Origin of the sequence: Cardinium endosymbiont of Nabis limbatus (assembly GCF_965196625.1) — a bacterium.
Lineage (GTDB): Bacteria > Bacteroidota > Bacteroidia > Cytophagales > Amoebophilaceae > Cardinium.
On sequence record NZ_OZ239769.1, the window covers coordinates 393,404 to 411,073 of the forward strand.

Genomic DNA, 17,670 nt, shown 5'->3' on the forward strand with positions numbered 1-17,670 from the left:
TTCAACGGGAAAATCATAAATGCAGCCTGCTACGCGGGCTTCAAACGTACGACAGGCTGTTTTTCTGATCCGCTGAAAAACAGATCATTTTTTTATCACTGACTTGAACAGATATTTGCTTTTTAGCTGGCTTGCAGCTATTTATAATAATCTAGTTGCCAGTGGTGCATGGGTTTTGCACGGCCTATTACTGCTAACTTGATCAGTGTAACGAACTGTTCCGAACTCAGTTGCTTCATAAGCTATTTCCATTATCTAGACTAAATTTTCTTTAGTTTTAGTTTTATCACAAATTTCCCTGAAATATTCTAATGAGCAACAATTTATATCTTTGTTTAGTTTATTATGGTTATTGTTATAGAGCTTTACTAGCATATCTATTGTGCCATTACTAACCTTAGTGATGTATTCCTTGAATAGATGTTTCCTTATTTCGTCGTTTATAGGGTTGCAGTCTTTTACGCAACACATTTTTATTAGAAGCTCAAGGGCAGTATAGAGATGGCTAGGATCAGTAAAAGGACATAAGATTTCACACATTGGCAGATTGACTAAATTAGTTGCGATATGCAGTGGTGTTTTATTCGTATCATTCACTCCATTTATTAGATTTTTTATTCGGTCTAGGTCTGAATATATACTGCTTAGCTTTTTAGCAACTTTCTCGAGGAATTTTTTTGATCTTTCAGATGTGGCATTGCTATGCGCTATTACTGTAGCGTGCAGCTCATTATTACCAGTTGTCTTGTCCTTAGCGTAAAATCTACTTGGTTGATCCCATAATTTCTGGATTATCTGCTCTAGATTTTGCTGGACTTTAAGATCTAGGTTTTTTTTGCCATATTGTTGTATTGCATAATAAAGGGGGGTAAGACCCTCATTATTTCTTAGATATCTTTGTGCTTTAATATGTCGGTTTTCTGAATTATATATTAGCTTAAATATTTTTAAGCAATTTTTGTCAAGTAGTTTGTTCTTAATTATATCATGTATAATATTGACCTCTTTGAATAGATCTGAGATAACTTTTTTGTGCTGTGTCTTATGCACATAGTTCAGCAACATTTTGAATATTTTTATATCATCTGATGGATTAATTTTAAATTCCTTACTAAGATCATTTTCTTGTGAAGTAAGTTTATATATACTGAGTTTTAAAAGGTCAGTATAGTATTGAGCTAGATCTAGATCTTGATCTAGTCTTCCTTCCTTAACTTGTATACTACTAAATGGCTGCTTTAATGCAAGTTGAGCCATCTCCTTATCTGCGTTCACTATTGCGTTATACGCGATGCTAGATTTATCCAAACTTATTAACCGTTTGGTAGAGCATTCATGGCCCTTTGTCGTCTTGTGTTGTACCAAGGTGGTATCACTTTTCTTTAAATGGCTCTCCTGTCCATACTTCACTTGCGTACTACATGCAACACCTATAAAATAGGCAAGTAAGCTCGATACCAGTAATCTACGGTAATTACCAATGTGCAACGCTGCACGGCTTATTAAACGAAATAGGTTCATATCTTTGAATCATTATAATGTTAAGGGTAATTTATATAGTGTATAAGGCAATGAACTCTATGGCTATAGGTAGTATAGCATAGGGTATTCACATCATAAGGCTTATTATAAGCCAGTAGTTGAAACGCAATTTATTTATTTTTTTAGCTGTTTTACAACTATTTTTAATGGCTTATTGACCAGTCGTGCATAGACTTTCACTTGACTATTGCTACTAATATGATCAGTCAGTCTAATGAAACGGTCCACCGCTAGGAAAAAGTATTCTAATGAAAGAGATAGCTTATTTAAGATAGCCTTTAAAAGCGCCCAGCAGCCAAAAGCCAAGCGATGCTCCTTTTTAAGGAGCATCGCTGATGTGTTTCTATTTTAGCTTAGCTTTTGATTTTTTTGGGTCTAAACCGTTGTTTCTTTGATAGCTTTATTAGCACTCAATTGCTTTGAATTTAAAGCAACTTGTTTTAAAAACAAATTTGTTGTTTTAAGCAGGTTACTCTTCCGTTTTAGTTTTTCTCGTAAATGCTGTGCCTCTGTACTATTTATAGCGTCATCAGAACTCAACTTCATTACAGCCTCATTTGCTATGATATTCAATATTATCTCTAGCTTTTCCTCGGTCATAGGGTCGAGGTCTTTTTTGGAATACATTTCTATTGCAAAACGACGGGGAGTATACCCTGTGCTATTTTTTAGAGATAGCAGCTTTTTAATATGGTTGTATTTTAATACCCTATTAAATTCTTTTAGATTAATTTTGTCCTTGTCAATGTTGTTAATCTGATCAAGTAGTTTATGGAATAAGTTATTACCATCTTTGAATAGATTTGCGTTAATCTCAGTGCGCGTCGTTTTCTCGTACGAGGCCAACAATATTTCGAATCTGAGGATAAGATCTTGCAAGAGAGATGACGGATTTTTTTTATGCACTTTTTTAGACCCATCTTTTATTTTTTTATTTGATTTTAGGATCGAATCAACAATATCATCTGTGGCTGAATTCAGAACCTTAGGATCAAGTGGAGGTGAATTTTTAGGCAACAATATAGCGAGAGGTTTCCTCTTTTTAGCTTTTATTTTTGGTAGCTTTATGCAGGTATGTTCAAACCACTTGTGCAAATTTTGCTCCTTTAAAAGCAAATTTGGATACTGTGTGTGTAGTTTTGATAAATCCTTGAATTTGCCACACCACCAAACGCAATATAGTTCTGGAAGTACTGCATCTACTTTCAGCTTTTTATCCTTAGACTTTTGAGTCTTAGAATCCAACGGAGTAAAGAATTCACCATTTTGATTCCATCTATTATTGTTTTTATAGAAACTGTCTTTTTCATTACCATATTTCACTTGCGTGCTACATGAAACACACATAAAATAGGCAAGTAAATTCCATACCAGCAATCTAGGGTAACCAAAAATGTGCAACGTTGCACGGCTTATTAAACGAAATCGGTTCATATCTTTAGAATAATTATAATGTTAAAAGGTAAGTCTAGTAGCTTTTAGGAAAATCCAACCTATAAGCCAACCTAGCCTTACTCCCCCGCTATACAACTGAATAAACACCCCCTACTTAAGGATGCAATCGGTTAGGGTCACGGGGAAAGAGGTTGCTATAACGTACATCTGGTAAGCCTAAAAAATACTTTAACATACGTTCTAGCCCCATACCGACCCCTGCATGGGGCGGTGCACCATATTTAAACGCATTTAAATAATGATATATCGAACTGGGGTCTATACCCAGCTCAACCACACGTTCCGATAACCTAGCGTAGTCATGTATCCGCTGTGCGCCAGAAAGAATTTCTGCACCGCGCAGCATAAAATCATAGGCATGGGTATATCTATCATCATGTGGATCTACCATGGTATAAAAGGGGCGCACACAAGATGGATAGCGGGTAATGACATACAAGTCTGTATGATACTTTTCTTTTACAATCGCACCCAATAGCTTTTCGTCCTCCGTAGAAAAATCCTCCAATTCACCCCGCTCTTTTCCATGCGCTTTCAATAGGCCAACCGCATCGGGAAAAGGGATGACCACCAACTCTGATGGAAGGGTTAGCGCAGGGACCTCAAAAAAAGATTGTATAATAGAAATTTCTCGGCTGTACTTTTGATTTAATGCATCAAACAAATCAATTAACAACTGATATACCAGATGAACTACTTCCATATAGCTCTGGTCTATAACCATTTCAAGGTCAACGCCTATAAACTCTGTAAGGTGTCTATTGGTATCAGAGTTTTCTGCACGAAAGACCGGACCAACCTCAAATACGCGTTTGAAGTCACCTATAAGCGCCATCTGTTTATACAGCTGAGGACTTTGTGCCAAACAAGCCGGCTTGCCAAAATAGTCTACCTTAAAAACATCCGCCCCACCCTCAGACGCACCACCTATTAGCTTAGGTGTTTTGATTTCTACAAACCCATGGCCACGCACATATTGCTGTATATAAAAAAGCATGCCATCATTGACTCGAAAAATAGCCTGTGCCAAATCGGTACGCAAATCCAATACACGATTGTCCAATCGCTTTACATAGTGGACAGAAGAAAAGGTTTGATGGTCAATTTTTTTACCCTCTGTAAGGGCTGATTCTTTTAGGGTAATGGGCAAGTCCAATACAGATCTGCTGAGTATGGTATACCCGGTTATAGCCAACTCAATCGATTGTTTAGAACAGGCCAACACTGCTTTTTCAGCGCAATACACTTGCCCAATGAGTTCAATAAAAGATTCATTTTCAATTTTACGTAATGTGTTATAGTCATCTAGAGGGGTGCCTTCTTTATTTTTGGCTAGAACTGCCTGTAGGGTATCCATCCCATCGCGTAAAATCAAGAATAATACCCGGCCACAATCTTTCTTGGAAAAAACTCTGCCCCTAACCCTAACGACTTTCTGACTGTGTAAAGTAGAAAGGTTTTTGATCTCTGAAAGTGGATACATATGTTTAACAAAATGGTTATAAAGTAGATGCAATATACTAATTAATTGGTTTCTGGCTCATAACAAGCTACCTGATGATTTTCCCCTTCGGTTTGAACCAGTGCTGGATGAACGTTACCACATTGTGCGGTAGCTTTCCAGCAACGTGGATGAAAATAACAACCACTAGGCAGCGCACTTGGGTTTGGCACATCTCCTTGTAGGATAATCCGTTCTTTGTGCTTAGATGGGTGAATCGTCGGTATAGCCGAAAAAAGAGCTTTCGTATAGGGATGTTTAGGATTTTTATAAATTTCTGTTGCGGGAGCAGCTTCTACAATTTTTCCTAAATACATCACGGCAACATGATGGGCTATAAATTCTACTACTCTTAAATCGTGTGAAATAAAAAGATAGCTTAACCCTAGTTCTTTTTGCAAATCCATTAAAAGATTGATCACCTGAGCTTGTACGGAAACATCTAAGGCTGCAATTGCTTCGTCGCAAACCATAAAGGTAGGCTCAACGGCCAATGCTCTGGCTATACAAATGCGCTGGCGTTGACCTCCAGAAAGTTCATGAGGGTATTTGTACAAAATAGCACTAGGCAGTTGGACATAATCAAGTAGTTGATGGATGCGATGGGTAGATGCCACTTTGCTATCGGATAGCTGATGAATTTTTATGGGTTCCTCCAGGATTTGCCTAATAGCCATTCTAGGATTCAAAGCAGCATAAGGATCTTGAAAAATAATTTGCATTTTTCTGCGTATACGCCGCATCTGCCTAGCGCTACAGTGGGTAATATCTACCCCATCAAAAATAATACGCCCACTGGTAGGCTCAATCAAGCGCAAAATGGTTCTACCGAGTGTAGTTTTACCGCAACCAGATTCTCCTACTAAGCCCAATGTCTCTCCCTTGTATAGGGTAAAACTGATATCATTCACAGCAGAGACCTTACCCACTGTATGGCCTAAGAGCTGATGTTTAAGAGGAAAGGTCTTGCAAAGGTGATCTACCTCTAATAAAACTTTTTTACTGGTTTGCATACCTTTACAATTTAGTGCGATCTTGTAGCGGATAAAAACAGGCTACAGAATGGCCAGCATTCGTTTCTTGAAGGCGTGGTCTATGGGCCCTGCATCGATCCTGTACATTAGGGCAACGGTCTTGAAAGGAACAGCCGATGGGCAGATCTGATAAAGGAGGCACCACGCCATCAATGGTGCGTAATCTATAGACTGGACTACTACCAGGTAAGGGGGGAATCGCATCCAATAAGGCCTGTGTATAGGGATGTAGCGGTGCATTAAAAATAGTTTCTACTGCGCTCTTTTCGACAATACTACCGCTATACATGACGGCTACTTCATCACATACTTCAGCTACTATTCCAAGGTCATGGGTAATCAGTATAATACTCATATTTTTTTCTACTTGAAGCCTTTGGATAAGATCCATAATTTGCGCCTGAGTGGTCACATCTAAAGCAGTAGTAGGTTCATCGGCAATCAATACAGATGGACCACAAGCCAATGCAATCGCAATCATGACCCGTTGCCGCATGCCACCTGAAATCTGATGGGGATATTCAAGCATGCGCTGATGGGGAGCGGATATACCGACTAGGGTTAGCAAGGCTATACAGCGTATTTTTGCCTCTTTTGGTGGAACCTGTTGATGCAACTGAATGGTTTCCATAATCTGTTCCCCAATGGTAAAAACTGGGTTGAGTGCGGTCATAGGTTCCTGAAAAATCATGGAGATACGATTGCCACGTATTTCTTGGATCTCTTTTAGCGACAGTTGTAAAATATCTTTTCCTTCTAGGAAAATACCCTGTGCAGTAATGGTACCCACAGGCGGTTCAATCAATCGCATCAGGGAAAGGGCCATGGCTGATTTACCAGATCCAGATTCTCCAACAATGGCTAATGAACGACCAGAAAAAAGGTCAAAAGAAACATTATTGACCACTGTTGTCATTTTTTTGCCCGTATAATACTGCGTTATTAAATTTTTAACTTCAAGAATTTTTTCTTCCATGTTTATCGACCTTTTAACTTCGGATCTAGTAGATCCCGCAACGCATCCGCTAAGATATTAAATACAAGAACCAGTAAAAACATAGCCATTGTGGCAAAAAAAAGCTCCCACCAAATACCTCTTAATAATCCTGATCTGGCATCACTAATCATAATGCCCCAACTCGGTTTGTTTTGAATGCCCATACCCAGATAAGAAAGGATTACTTCATATTTAATCGCAGTTTGGAAAACCAAAGAAAACTGATAGATAATTAAGGGAAGCATATTGGGCAATAGGTGTACAAAAATCTTACGCGCACTACTGGCGCCAATCGCTGAAGCTGCCTGCATATATTCTCTAGCCTTATGCCGCATCACCTCGCCTCGAACCAAACGACAAGTTTCGGTCCATTCGATTATGATCAGTGCGATACAAATGGTCTGCATACCTTTTCCCAACACAAAGGCAACCGCCATCAGTAAAATCATTGTGGGAATAGACGTAACAACGGTATAGAGCCAAACGATGCATGCATCGAGTATCCCACCAAAATAACCAGCTAGTATACCAAAGGTAGCGCCAATCACAACCGCCCATAAGGCTACTACAAAGCCCACACGCATGGCTACTTCAGCACCATGTAATACCTTAGCCAAGACGCTTCTACCCAAGACATCTGTACCAAAATAATGCAGACCATTAGGTTGTTGATAGGAGGCACCCACTTCTGCCTGCCAATCCGCTGCCAGCCAGCCTATTTTAGTCAATAGGGCTACTAGGGCATAGCCTAATAGGGTCAAAAAACAAAAAAGGTTTAATGTATTACCTAATAAAGCTTTTTTACTAAAACCAAACTGATGTAATAGGTTATGTTTATGCATAGCGCTTCTATAATTTTACGCGTGGATCAACCAAAGTATACAAGAGGTCACCGACTGTATTGCACAATACACTGAGTACGGCTCCTATTATAGTAGCGGCTTTAATCGTTGGAAAATCACAACGGCTTATCGCATCGATCACCACGTTACCGAGCCCTGGTATGCCGAAAAAATTCTCGATTACTACAGAGCCAAATAATAAGGAGGGCAAATCCTTTACAAGGGTGGTAATAATAGGCACCATTAGATTTTTCAAGACATGTTTAAATAAAACGACCTCTTCATCTAGCCCCTTTGCCCGTGCGGTACGCACGTAGTCTTGATACATTTCTTCCAATATAATGGTTCTATAAAACCGATAGTGATAACAAAAATGAAGCAATACCAGAATAATCGTTGGCAAAGTAATGTAAGGGATAGTGGCCAAAAGGCCTTTTTCATAACCCGTTATTGGAAAAATCCTTAGCTTACAAGCAAAAAACAGCTGACCTATTAGAATATAAACCAATACGGAAATACTGGTCATTACAATACAAGTGACGACCAAAAGGCGGTCCCAAATGGTCCTCCTATATCGGGTCATCCAAAGGGCAACAGATATCACCAAGCCATTGCCTATTAAAAAAGCGGGTAAGGTAACGGTTAAAGAAACCAGTCCACCTGCCTGAAATGTTTTTAAAATGTACTGCTTGGTGGTCCAAGAGTAGCCAAAGTTAAAGGTAAAAGCAGATTTTAAAACCTCCCAGTACTGAATGTACCAAGGTTGATCTAAACCCAGATCACGGGCAAGTAGCGCCATGGCTTCTGGTGTAGCATACTTACCTAATAAAATTAAAGTAGGGTCTTCTACGAGAATATTAAAGATAATAAAGACTAAAAAAGTAGCACCTATAATAACTGAAAGTGCATCACGCAACTTTCTTAGAAGATATAAAAAAAGAGGCATGACAAAAATGAAAGAGTGTTTACCCTTCGTGTAAACGACCTCTTCCATTTACCTACATAGATGCAGTTTAACAGCATAGATGCAGCAATAAAGACAAACAAAAGATTGAAGCTGTATGATACCCGAAGGGGAAGATACGAATGGCCTACTTGGTCGCTTTGACCTTTGCAGCCATATCAACGCCAATATATTGATCTAGAGATGGACAAAAGTCATTACAAGCTACATTTTTAATCCAGTTGTAATGGAGGTATTGCTCAGAGGCATGCAATGCATAAATCATAGGCACTTCCTCACTGACTATTTTATTTAACTCTATATACAACGCTTGCCTTTTCGCACCATCGAGTGTAGTCATAGCTTCATGAAACAATGCATTAAAATGCGCATTTTCATAGAATAAACCACACAATGCTTTGTTAGAAATCATTTCTAAAAATGCAGAAGGTTCTGGATAATCAGCTTGCCATCCCAATAGGTGCATCATAGTACTCCCCTTAGCAATTTTAATCCAGTGTTCTGCGGGCACATTGGTTACTACTTGAATTTTTATACCAATATTGGCCATACATTTGGCAAAAAATTCTGCTTTATCTTTAGAACTGGTTCCAATAATGGCATCAAGTGTAATACAAGGCAACCCTTCTCCATCCGGATAACCTGCTTTAGCCAAATAGGTTTTTGCACGCTCAAGATCATAACTATACGACGAAGTCAAAGCATTGCCCTCACCCATTAAAAGAGGAGGCACGAGGGAATGTGCTACCTGCGCATTACCTTTATAAAAAATTTGGTTATAGGTTGCCCTATCAAAAGCCATAGACATCGCCTGCCTTAAATAGGTGTTTTTAAATAGTTCATGGCTATGGTTAAAAGCAAAAAACTGAACATTTGCACTAGGCGCTTGCACCAAAACCAGCCCTTTTTTACTCCATTCTGGTAAAAGGGCATTATTTTCAACCATATTCAATGCAATACTAGATCCAGTAATAAGCGATATATCGAGCTCTTTACTTTCTAACTTTAACGCAAGTGGCTGCTCTTCAGTAATAATATCTGTCACTACCTTATCTACCAAAGGTAATCTTTTACCACCATAAGCAGCTATCATAGATTGATAGGCTGCATCCCCATCAGAAGGGAATAGTTTTGCTCTAAAGGAAGGATTCTTTAGAAAAGTCAACTGCTTGGCTTGCGGATTAAACCCACCTTCTAGGACAAAGGGACCTGTACCTACCGGATGGTTTAAAAAGGCATCCCCATACTGCATGACTGCTTCTTTAGCGACGACAAAAGCAACCGGCATGGCTAAAAAGTTCAAAAAAGTTGGCCAAGGCTCTGTAAGGGTAACTTGCAGGGTATAGTCATCCAATGCTTTTAACCCCTCTACCTCTTGCGTGTAATCTGATTGTGCTTGTTGCTTCCATGCATCCAATCCTTTTATTTTACCATCTATAAAAGCACGATAAGGCACTGTAGTGTTCTTAGGGTCTACCAACTTTTTTAAGCTAAAAACAAAATCAGCTGCTTTGAGTGTTCGACCTTTTCCATTTGGGAAACAAGGATCATCCTGAAATAGGACACCTTGTTTGATTTTAAAGGTATACACCAAACCATCTGGAGAAACAGAAGGCATCTCCTCAGCAAGATTGGGTACCAATTGGAAAGGCCTTTTTAAATAATGATAGGCATACAAACCTTCATAGATTTTACTAACCACCTCTATAGAATATTTATCATCTAATCTTATTGGATCCGTACCATTAGTGGTAGATAGGGTAACGTTGTTTAACGTGGGGGTAGCCAACAGCTTTTGCTCTTTTTTGTGCTCTTGATAGTAGATAGAAGCAAAAACCCATACAGCCATCAATAACAATATTGTCCGTTTACTAATCATAATAAATTATTTATAATGTTTATACATTTAAGCTAAAAAATTATAAGCCAACCCCAATCCCAATTAGGATAACAGCGCTAATGTTAAGGGTTTCAGCTCAATAAATCATAATATCAATAAAGCCACAATGAGTATGCAATTTAATTTATTTTAATTTAATAAACAACTGAAGAGGCATTTATATGCTGTTTTTTCCTTGATCAAAAAGCCATCCAAGCAATCAAGCGCTAATGGAAAAAGCCTATCTATATCACCTTGATAACCAACAATTATAAGGGGGGAAACAGCCTTACTTATTGCACTAAAAGAGGATGATCTGAAAGTTGCTATCATTTTGATAAAAAATGGAACAAATCTCTGTAAGGTTGATGAAAATGGTAAAAAGGATGAAAATAGTAAAAAGATAGAAGACCATATAAACAAAGTGTTAAAAGAGTCCAGGATACTGGTGGGAAAAGAGGAAAGAGAAATGTTAATATTATAAAAGAAATGTGGAATAATGCGCAGGAAAAGTATAAATCGGAAAGACCGATTAATCAGCACTTTGATAGGACTACGTCCAAAAAGAAAAAAAACGACTCATAAAATAGTTGCGATCTGAAAGCTCAGGTATAAGCTGAGCTTTCAGCAGTTTTTGCACCAGCGCTTGATTTTTTGTAGACTTTCTGATCAAGAAAAAATGGAACCCTAAATGCTTAGCGTACATAGGCATCAATGTATACTATAACATGCCTACATAAGCATTGGTCTTTTTGACAATGCCTTTATGGCTATTGCGTATAAAAGCAAGAATCATCTCTTTTTCTTGCACATCGGCTACCTGCTTATCGACCTCTTCTAAGGCCAATGGCAATAATAATTGACTATGGTAAATCAAACGGTAGGCGTGGTATATGGTATAGCATTGTTCTTTGGTAAAGCCATGTCGCTGTAATGCAACGAGGTTGATGCCACAATAGCGTAGTGGCTCTCGACCTACTTTAATAAAAGGAGGAACATCCTTCCGCACAATACTTTTAGAAGCAACCATACTATAGACCCCTACCCGCATAAATTGATGGACCGCTGCCATACCGCCTACTACAGCATGGTGGTGGAGTTGGACATGGCCTGCCAATTGTGCTGCATTGGTAACCGTCACATAATCTTCAACCACACAATCATGGGCCACATGTACATAAGCCATAAGCAATACATGCGCTCCTATAATTGTATTGCCAACGGTGCCTCTATTCAGGGTAACAAATTCACGTATAACGGTATGATCCCCGACTTCCACATAAGTGTTTAAAGTGGATGACTTGCGATCTTGTGACCGCGCACCAATAACCGCACCTGGAAAAATCTGGCAGTTTTTTCCAATACGGCTCCCGGACATAATGGTCACATGGGGGGCGATATAGGTGCCATCACCTACTACCACATCTTCCTGAATCGTTACAAAACTGCCTATGGTTACTGCCTTGCCTAGCCTAGCACTAGGATGGATATCAGACTGTTTCATGTTGTTTGACAATTTGAGCCAATAAGACTGCCTCGCACGCCAAATGTTCACCTACAAAAATACGTCCTTTTACTTTTGCAATGCCTACAGACTGCTTTTCAGTAGTACTAAATTTTATATCTGCAAGCAATGTGCAATGCAATACAAGCGTATCTCCAGGTACCACTATGCGACGGAATTTACACCCATCAATAGAAAGAAAATAGGTAAGATAATCAGACGGATCTGGTACTTTATGCAAGATCAAGATACCACCAGTTTGTGCCAATGCCTCTACCTGTAGCACGCCAGGCATAACAGGCGTTCCAGGAAAATGTCCCTGAAAAAAGGGCTCATTCATCGTTACATTTTTAACCCCAATTATATAGGAGTCACCAAGCTCCATAATCTTATCTACCAATTGAAAAGGATAGCGATGGGGTAGCATTTTACTGATCTGCTTTACATCAAAAAGTGGGGTAGCCTGCAGATCACAAATGGGGGCGCCTTTGGATTCTTGCCTCAGCAAATGGTTTTTTAAAGCAGTGACAAAAGCTATATTGACACCATGCCCAGGCATATCGGCAACCAGCTTGGCTTGTAAAGGTCTACCCAGCAAAGCTAGATCGCCCATAAGGTCTAATAACTTATGGCGTGCTGGTTCATTGATATAGCGTAAGAAAGATGCACTGGTGGGATCAGGTGTTACCAAATGGTTAATCGTTTTACCGGATAGTTCGGTCACCTGCTGCAGCCATGCGCTATGATCAGCATGATCAGAGAAAATAACCGCTTTGGCAGGATCTCCTCCCTGTAATAACCCTTTTTGATACAAAGCAGTGATTTCATCTAAATAGATAAAAGTACGGGCTGGCGCAACCTCTTTTTTAAAATCAGCTAATGTGGCAAGGCTGGCATATTGATGGCCAATCGGCCACCTATTGTAGGCAATGGTTACATGCAAGTTGTACGTTGTATCGGGATAGACTTCATAATGGCTTCCGGTATCAGGGTCATCATAGATAAACTTTTCTTTGAGTTTAAAAAACTGTCGTGGCGCTTCTTGTTGCAGCAATCCTGCCTCTAATAGAAGTTCTACAAAAGCCAACGCACTACCATCTAAATCTGGCACCTCTGGTCCATCTAGTTGAATGGCAATGTTATCAATTTGCAACCCTATAACCGCTGCCAATAGATGTTCTACCGTAGCCACCCCTGCTTGACCTTTTTCAAGAACGGTACCTCTTTCTGTTTGGATTACATGGATTACAGAGGCCTCTATAAAAGGCTGATCGGGCAGATCCATCCGTTGAAATTGTATACCTGTATCAATAGGCATAGGGGTGAATGTAACCTTAACCTTTCTACCCGTATGGAGCCCAATGCCTTCAAAGCAAATGGTTCGTTGAATAGTCTGTTGTTGGTGTTGCATCGTATGTAGAAGATTTTTTATAAAAAAGTGGTCTGCTACTTTTTAGATGATGCTAGATTTTTAAACTGAGCGTAGCAAGATAAAAATTTTTTATTTTCAAAAGCAGGTGTACCAGAAAGGGTAATAGCGCCTTTCGGAAAAGATCGGGTAATACCAGCTCGACCAATCGCTGTAATATGATCTCCCAAACGGAGGTGACCGGCAATACCTGTTTGACCACCCAGCCTACAATAGTTCCCTATCTTAGTGGACCCTGCGATCCCTACTTGCGCTGCAATACCGGTATGCTTTCCTATTTGCACATTATGCGCAACCTGAACCAAATTATCTATTTTGCTTCCTTTTCCTACTATAGTGCTACCTAGGGTAGCCGCATCTATAGTGGTATTGGCACCAATTTCCACTTCATCCTCTAAACGCACATTACCGACCGAAGGAATAGCTTTGTAGCTGCCATCTGAACGGCTTAAAAAGCCAAAACCTGCACTACCAATTACAGCGCCGGCATGGATGATACATCGGTTGCCTATCTCGGTATAAGCTTCTATTTTAGCCCCACTATAGAGGGTTGTATCATCACCAATGGTTACATAATCGCCCACATAAACATGTGGATAAATTTTTACCCCTTTGCCTATAACCACATGGTGGCCAATATAGGAAAAAGCCCCTCGGTAAATATTTTCGCCTACGGTTACTCCTTTCCCTATATAAGAGGGAAATTCTATAGCCGACTTAGGCGTAAGCCGCTGCTGGTGCACTTCCTCTATAAGGAGGCAAAAACAACCATAAGGATCTTCGACGCCAATCAAGGCAGCTGCTACCGGCTCAACGGGTTTAAAATTTCTGGCTATCAAAATAGCAGAGGCTTTGGTTTGGTAAAAAGCAGTCGCATATCTCGCATCGGCAAAAAAAGCAATGCCGCCACAGGATCCCTCTTCTAAGCTACAGAGATGCGTTAATACTGCTTCCCTACTACCCCCTAATCGCACCCCATTAAACCGTTCTATTAATGCTGTTATGGTCCATTGCATAATGGTTCGTTTAACTTAAGGAATATATATACTATTTTTTGCTTGATAAACTGAAAAATACCTGATTTTTAGTGCACTTAACCTGCCTGTAGTTGGCTCGTAACCAATTCCGCACAAATCTGCTGAATAAACCTACTTAAAGGAACACTTTTTTGTCCATTTTGGCTACGAACGGCAACGGTTTCACAAGTCATTTCTTTTTCCCCAACTACTATAATATAGGGAACTTTACGCAAGGTGGCCTCACGAATTTTTTTACCAATGGTTTCATTTCGGCTATCTAGCGTAGTACGGATGCCCTTTTCTAATAGCTTTTGGCATACCCCTTCAGCATACACATTATATTTATCAGAAAGAGACAAAAGGGCTACTTGTTCCGGCGCCAACCAGAGGGGAAAGTGGCCACCGGTATGCTCAATAAGAATGGCTATAAAGCGCTCTAAGGAGCCAAATGGTGCGCGATGGATCATAATAGGTCGATGTTTTTGTCCATCAGCGCTGATATAGGTCAAATCAAACCGAACAGGCAATTGGTAGTCCAATTGAACCGTACCGAGTTGCCAACTGCGCCCTAAAACATCTTTGACCATAAAGTCAACTTTGGGGCCATAGAAAGCAGCTTCACCCATTACAACAGTGGTTTGTAACCCCTTTTCTTGGGCGATGGTTTGAATGGCTGCTTCGGCCAAATCCCAGTCTGCCGACTCACCTATATACTTATCACTATTAGGGTCCCTAAAAGAGAGTTGCGCAGTATAGTCCTTAAAACCAAATAGCCCAAATACATAAAGCACCAAATCAATTACTTTGGCAAATTCTTCGGGCACTTGGTCTGAACGGCAGAAAATATGGGCATCATCTTGGGTAAAACAGCGGGTACGGGTCAACCCATGCAACGCACCATGTAGCTCATATCGATAGACAGTACCAAATTCTGCCAAACGTATGGGCAGCTCTTTATAAGAACGGGGCGCACTGTTGTAAATCTCACAATGATGGGGGCAATTCATCGGTTTTAAGAGATATTCCTCTTCAGCTTCAGCGGTACGAATGGGCTGAAAACAATCTTCTTGATATTTTTCATAATGGCCAGAGGTGATATAAAGTGCTTTATGTCCAATATGAGGGGTAATCACTGGTTGATAGCCCCGCTTGATTTGTTCTTTTTTAAGAAACTGCACCAAGGTATCACAGAGCAAGGCACCCTTAGGCAACCAAAGGGGGAGCCCCAATCCTACCTTCTCAGAAAAGGTAAAGAGGCCCAACGCTTTACCAATCTTTGCATGGCTTCTTTTTTGGGCTTCTTCTCTAATATGTAGAAAATCAGCAAGTTCTTTTTTAGTTGGAAAGGTAATGCCATAGATACGGGTAAGCTGTTTATTTTGCTCATTGCCCCGCCAGTAGGCGCCTGAAACATTTAAAATTTTAACCGCCTTCACCCATCCAGTATGGGGCAAATGGGCCCCTCTACACAAATCTATAAAATCACCTTGTTGGTATAAGGTAATTGTACCCTCCTCTAGCCCCTCTAGTAGTTCTAACTTATAGGGATCGTCTTTTTTAGTAAAAAAATCAACCGCTTCTTTTTTGGAAACAGCTCGACGGACAAATGGATCTTTCCGTTGGGCTAGTGCAATGATGGTCTTTTCTATCGCTGCTAGATCTAAGGCATCAGCAGCATAAGGACCGAGATCTACATCATAATAGAAGCCTTGTGCAATAGGAGGACCTATACCAAATTTAACACCGGGGTAAAGAGACTCCAGGGCTGCCGCCAAAAGATGGGCAGAAGAGTGCCAAAAGAGCTGCTTGCCTCCATCATCCTCCCATCTAAGGAAACGTAGCGTGGCATCTATCTCAATAGAACGGGTAAGGTCATAGACATCTTCATTAACTTGAACAGCTAAAATGTCCATTGGCACACCGATTTGTTGTGCAATATCTAAACCAGTACTTCCTTTAGGAAATGCACTTGACTGGCCATCCATTAGAATATGAATCATTATATTATATCATTTGCTATTACACGATGTATGAGATAACACCATCTAAGGGGAAGCTTTTTTATAAGGCAGTAAAAAGGATAAGCTAAAACCAGCTGCAACACCCCCTAAATGGGCAATGGTAGTGATGGCTGGCGCCTTATATGCATAATATACTAATGTAATGCTATTGAGCAACATAGCCAAAAGCAAATGCGATTTAACGTTTTTTTGTATACCTAGTCTATGGCAAAGCATACCTGTTAAGCCAGACCATACTAAAGAGACACCGTAAGATTGGCAAAAAAGATAGGTGGAGGTTTGTAACCCAAGGAAAATACCGCCTGCTAAAAAAAGATATTTGGCGGGTAGTTCACTGCTTAAGGCAGCAAAATTAATCAGATTCAACGAGTGGTTCCATAGGGCTGCTCTACCCGCTCCTTGATAAAATAATCTATCACACAAGCTTTCATTTTTGCTGCACAAAGCATACACAGTATAAGGGAGGTTGAGCGCTATGGCTGCTATAGTAAGTGGTTTGTCACAAGATTTTATAGCCGTAGCCGCTTGCATAGAGGGTGCAAAAACAAAGATAAAAGCAATACATGTACACAAAAATGTAAGGAATCGTTTCATTTTTAGCTTTAGTTTTATATTCAGTTTATGCATCTATATTACTAAATAGCATACGCCTGTTTACAAGCCTTTTTTTGGCATAGGGCCTAATACTCAAATAAATCATATTCTTTGTTTATATCAATTTCTATCGCTAGCTGTTGAGAAGCAATAAGTCCATTTCCGTCACCAGGTGTGTGGCCATACAATTCGTCTACAGTAGCATCATCTATGTTGTCTACCTTTATAATCCTACTGCCAAATAATCTAAGCGCAAAAGCATCTATCCAGGTTAAGTTTTCTGCAGCATTTGCGGTATTGTACCAATAGACTGATTCAAAAGGTAATTTGTTAAAATAATCTATTACATCCTTATACTTGAAAGTAGCTATGGTATGATCTAAATAGGTAGGCGGATTGTTTTTACCCGGAACAATTAACTGAATAGATTCAATATCATACTCTTGTCTAGCGGTAATCTTATTAAAGATGACATGCTCTACCAATCTTAATATAGCAATTTCCCTTGGAAAAAATTCATGAACAGTGTTTGAGGCGGATGCATCTTCTCCTGAAATTTGTAAATTTTTCAAGAATGCTGCTTGCGGCATGATTTCCGCGAGGGTCTCATCAACATAGGGTACCAGTAATTCATTTTTTACACCCTCTACAATGACTTTGGAAATTTCTTTTCCGCGCATAAAACAGGGACCATTTTGCTTTTCATTTAAATAAATGTCCCGCCAAACTTTTTTGGCGTATAAAATATACGCCCTAGCGATCGGGCGAGCGCCATGCGGGCTATAACTTTGTGATAAATGGTCTGTGCGCCCATAGGATGGGGCAATCGCACTTAACCAAGTCCATAAGATAAAAAAACGTTTTTTTAAAGACATAGCGATTAAATTAA

Annotated in this window: 15 protein-coding genes; all 15 read right to left on the reverse strand. The window is 39.8% G+C overall.

All coding sequences use genetic code 11. The annotated features are described in order from the left end of the window. Window positions 1–255: 255 nt before the first annotated feature. Complete coding sequence (locus ACOALF_RS01815) at window positions 256–1,521, reverse strand: hypothetical protein (protein WP_419241737.1); 1,266 nt, start codon at window positions 1,519–1,521, stop codon at window positions 256–258. A gap of 135 nt (window positions 1,522–1,656) precedes the next feature. Continuing rightward, window positions 1,657–1,872: a hypothetical protein gene (locus ACOALF_RS01820; RefSeq protein WP_419241738.1), complete on the reverse strand. Its 216-nt coding sequence runs from the start codon at window positions 1,870–1,872 to the stop codon at window positions 1,657–1,659. 45 nt (window positions 1,873–1,917) lie between these two features. After that, on the reverse strand, window positions 1,918–2,943 hold the full coding sequence (locus ACOALF_RS01825; protein ID WP_419241739.1) for a hypothetical protein: 1,026 nt from the start codon (window positions 2,941–2,943) through the stop codon (window positions 1,918–1,920). A 148-nt stretch (window positions 2,944–3,091) separates the two neighbouring features. After that, complete coding sequence (aspS, locus tag ACOALF_RS01830) at window positions 3,092–4,480, reverse strand: aspartate--tRNA(Asn) ligase (protein WP_419241740.1); 1,389 nt, start codon at window positions 4,478–4,480, stop codon at window positions 3,092–3,094. A 41-nt stretch (window positions 4,481–4,521) separates the two neighbouring features. Next, window positions 4,522–5,511: an ABC transporter ATP-binding protein gene (locus tag ACOALF_RS01835; RefSeq protein ID WP_419241741.1), complete on the reverse strand. Its 990-nt coding sequence runs from the start codon at window positions 5,509–5,511 to the stop codon at window positions 4,522–4,524. Window positions 5,512–5,515: 4 nt separating this feature from the next. Then, complete coding sequence (locus ACOALF_RS01840) at window positions 5,516–6,508, reverse strand: ABC transporter ATP-binding protein (protein ID WP_419241742.1); 993 nt, start codon at window positions 6,506–6,508, stop codon at window positions 5,516–5,518. 2 nt (window positions 6,509–6,510) lie between these two features. Beyond that, complete coding sequence (locus ACOALF_RS01845; protein WP_419241743.1) at window positions 6,511–7,371, reverse strand: ABC transporter permease; 861 nt, start codon at window positions 7,369–7,371, stop codon at window positions 6,511–6,513. Window positions 7,372–7,378: 7 nt separating this feature from the next. Beyond that, complete coding sequence (locus ACOALF_RS01850; RefSeq protein WP_419241744.1) at window positions 7,379–8,365, reverse strand: ABC transporter permease; 987 nt, start codon at window positions 8,363–8,365, stop codon at window positions 7,379–7,381. A gap of 97 nt (window positions 8,366–8,462) precedes the next feature. Beyond that, the gene (locus tag ACOALF_RS01855) at window positions 8,463–10,214 is read right to left on the reverse strand and encodes an ABC transporter substrate-binding protein (RefSeq protein ID WP_419241745.1); all 1,752 of its coding nucleotides are present in this window, start codon (window positions 10,212–10,214) and stop codon (window positions 8,463–8,465) included. A 721-nt stretch (window positions 10,215–10,935) separates the two neighbouring features. After that, window positions 10,936–11,718 (reverse strand): acyl-ACP--UDP-N-acetylglucosamine O-acyltransferase, encoded by a 783-nt coding sequence (gene lpxA / locus ACOALF_RS01860; protein ID WP_419241746.1) that lies wholly within the window; start codon window positions 11,716–11,718, stop codon window positions 10,936–10,938. Next, the gene (locus tag ACOALF_RS01865; RefSeq protein ID WP_419241747.1) at window positions 11,705–13,129 is read right to left on the reverse strand and encodes a bifunctional UDP-3-O-[3-hydroxymyristoyl] N-acetylglucosamine deacetylase/3-hydroxyacyl-ACP dehydratase; all 1,425 of its coding nucleotides are present in this window, start codon (window positions 13,127–13,129) and stop codon (window positions 11,705–11,707) included. The genes lpxA and ACOALF_RS01865 overlap by 14 nt, the downstream gene beginning before the upstream one ends. Window positions 13,130–13,164: 35 nt before the next feature. Next, window positions 13,165–14,163, reverse strand: a complete 999-nt coding sequence (lpxD, locus tag ACOALF_RS01870) for a UDP-3-O-(3-hydroxymyristoyl)glucosamine N-acyltransferase (protein ID WP_419241748.1) — start codon at window positions 14,161–14,163, stop codon at window positions 13,165–13,167. A gap of 77 nt (window positions 14,164–14,240) precedes the next feature. Beyond that, window positions 14,241–16,166: a threonine--tRNA ligase gene (gene thrS, locus ACOALF_RS01875; RefSeq protein ID WP_419241749.1), complete on the reverse strand. Its 1,926-nt coding sequence runs from the start codon at window positions 16,164–16,166 to the stop codon at window positions 14,241–14,243. Window positions 16,167–16,211: 45 nt separating this feature from the next. Then, window positions 16,212–16,781, reverse strand: a complete 570-nt coding sequence (locus ACOALF_RS01880; RefSeq protein WP_419241750.1) for a hypothetical protein — start codon at window positions 16,779–16,781, stop codon at window positions 16,212–16,214. A gap of 86 nt (window positions 16,782–16,867) precedes the next feature. Continuing rightward, window positions 16,868–17,656 carry a gliding motility protein GldN gene (gene gldN / locus ACOALF_RS01885; RefSeq protein WP_419241751.1) on the reverse strand — a complete coding sequence of 263 codons (789 nt, stop codon included), beginning with the start codon at window positions 17,654–17,656 and terminating at the stop codon, window positions 16,868–16,870. Window positions 17,657–17,670: the final 14 nt, after the last annotated feature.